The sequence below is a fragment of the Clostridia bacterium genome (assembly GCA_035561135.1).
Classification (GTDB): Bacteria; Acidobacteriota; Terriglobia; order Terriglobales; family Acidobacteriaceae; genus DATMYA01.
This window is the reverse complement of sequence record DATMYA010000004.1, coordinates 1-2,176: the sequence shown is the minus strand read 5'-3', so window position 1 is coordinate 2,176 and position 2,176 is coordinate 1. Positions and strand designations below refer to the sequence as shown.

Below are 2,176 nucleotides of genomic sequence, written 5' to 3'. Positions count from 1 at the left end.
CTGGGCCAGCGTGGATGAGGACGGCCACTGGTTCGTGCACGGCCGCGCCGACGAATCCATGAACGTGGCGGGCCGCAAGGTCGGTCCCGCAGAGGTGGAAGAAGCCCTCCTTCGCCATCCCGACGTGGCCGAAGCGGCCGTGATCGGCGCGCCGGACGAGCTGAAGGGCGAAGCCATCGTGGCCTTCGTGGTAGCGCGGCCCGGCACAACACCCTCGCTCCCATCGCTCTGTGCTCATGTGGCGGACGTCATGGGCACCGCCTTCCGCCCCCGCGAAGTGTACCTCGTGCGCGAACTCCCCAAAACCCAGAGCGGTAAGGTGGTCCGCCGTCTCATCCGCCGCCAATACCTCGGGGAGGAGCACGGCGACGTCTCCACGGTCGCAAACCCGGAGGCCCTGACCGGCTTTGGCCCATAAGCCCCATTTTCGGCCAAAGCTACCATTCCGTCGGAGTGAAGGGAAGTTCGGCTACCTTGTCCAGCACCACAGAAGTACCCGTGAACTTGAAGGTCATTTCGATCGTTGACCGATCAGGACAACAGCGGGCAGTCTTCCGCGAGTAGCCCGGCTGAGTCTCGACGATATATTCCCCGTTCGAGGTCACGCCATTGTAGCCCCAATCCTGATAGCCCCTTTGCTGTAGAACGTTGGCCCTCGCCTGCCCTGGATTCAGTCTGGAAATCTTGTCGCCAAGCATCGCTAATACGTGCCACTCAGTTGCCGTACCCGCCCCCGAGCTTTCCAGCACGACAATTACACCTTCCTTGCCGTTGCGCGCCTTTAGCTTGTCTATCTTGATTGCTTCGGTTGGGCCACCCCATTTATGACGGCGTCAGACTCCTCGAAAACGACAGCGCCGTTCTTTAGGACACGGATTCCCATAGCGATGGAAGGCCCTGATTCCGAGGCGTAGGCGAGCACCGTCTCAAGGCCAGCGTTGTCGCCGAAGTCCACCCTTAGCTGCTTCACGAGAGTCGCGTTCGGTGGGAGAAATCGGCTCAGGTCGACGTTGGTCGGCGATGGTCCTTGTTGCACCTGCTGCGTTTGGCAGACCTGTGGCACGCCCGCCAGCAGCACAAATGCAATTAGCTGTGCCCGGAAGACTATAACGGATCACCTCCTCTCAAATTCTAGCGCCCAATTCGGCGCTCCTTTACTGGACGGAGCGCATGGATGCCGCGAAGCGGGTTATGGCTGGCAAATGGCGTTCTTGGAAAAGTGGCGGCTCGCCGAGCAGCGGCTGGCCTCGCTTTCCGCAAAGGCCACTTTCCAACAACTTCGTGTCCATGTCACGCTGAACTGGACGAGCGTCCGCACCTGCTTTGCCTGCACATATAATAGTGCCGACCACAATGGGAAGCGATAATCTTGATCTCGTGACGGTTTTGGAAACCAGCGACACTTTCGCTCTGTCGCTTGCTAAATCAGCCCTGGAAGATGCGGGGATCAACTATCTCGTGAGCGGAGATGATCCGCGATACTTTTCGATATCCGACGGTGCTGTTGGAGCACCCGGCATCGGGCAAACCCCTTTATGGAGATGCTCCTGTATAATTCAGGTGCCCCGTGAATGCGAAGCGGAAGCGCGTGCCCTGCTGGAATTCCTTGAAAATCCCCCTGCTGCGGAGAGTGGCGCGGAATCGGGAGAGGATTCGTAAGTCTTCTACGGTAAGGTTACATTACGTCCACTACGCTCTCGTCGGGTCCGACCAGTATACTCTGCTGTAGAAGCCGATGACTGAAGCCAATCAGCAGTACGCCTACTTCACCGTCACAGGGGATTTCGATCCTGCGGACATTTCAGAACTGGTCGTGGTGACGCCGACGGAATGCTGGCTAAAGGGCGACGTCAATCCACGTACGCAGTATGAGCGCAAATTTAGCCGTTGGTCGCTATACTCCCGGCTTGAGCGGAATTGCAGTCTGGAGGAGCATATTGCAGACGTGATTCAGCAGTTGCGCGAAAACAGATCCGGGTTCGTCGAAGTCTCGTTGAAGTACGGCGGGGTGATGCAACTGGTCGCCTACTTCAACTGATCCAAAACCCAGAAGTTGTACCAATTGAAATTGGAGATATCGTAGGCAATTGAGGTCCTCGGAGAGGGGAACGAGGAGGTTCGACATGCCGAAGAAGGGACACACCGAGGAGCAGATCATCGCCGCGCTGAAGGAGTA

Annotated in this window: 4 protein-coding genes; 2 read left to right on the top strand and 2 right to left on the bottom strand. The window is 57.9% G+C overall.

The window, feature by feature from the left end:
- On the top strand, positions 1-418 hold a 418-nt coding region (locus VN622_00075; GenBank protein ID HWR34249.1), incomplete at its 5' end, for an AMP-dependent synthetase.
- A 19-nt stretch (positions 419-437) separates the two neighbouring features.
- Here VN622_00075 and VN622_00070 read toward each other — a convergent pair.
- Positions 438-749: a hypothetical protein gene (locus tag VN622_00070; GenBank protein HWR34248.1), complete on the bottom strand. Its 312-nt coding sequence runs from the start codon at positions 747-749 to the stop codon at positions 438-440.
- A 41-nt stretch (positions 750-790) separates the two neighbouring features.
- Complete coding sequence (locus VN622_00065) at positions 791-1,063, bottom strand: hypothetical protein (protein HWR34247.1); 273 nt, start codon at positions 1,061-1,063, stop codon at positions 791-793.
- Positions 1,064-1,735: 672 nt separating this feature from the next.
- On the opposite strand from VN622_00065, the gene VN622_00060 reads away from it, so the two are divergent.
- A complete protein-coding gene (locus tag VN622_00060) occupies positions 1,736-2,038 on the top strand; it encodes a DUF4279 domain-containing protein (protein HWR34246.1) in 303 nt (100 codons plus the stop codon).
- Positions 2,039-2,176: the final 138 nt, after the last annotated feature.

Bases quoted from the DNA above. Each gene is read 5' to 3' on its own strand.
- VN622_00060 (HWR34246.1), top strand. From the start codon at position 1,736: ATGACTGAAGCCAATCAGCAGTACGCCTACTTCACCGTCACAGGGGAT.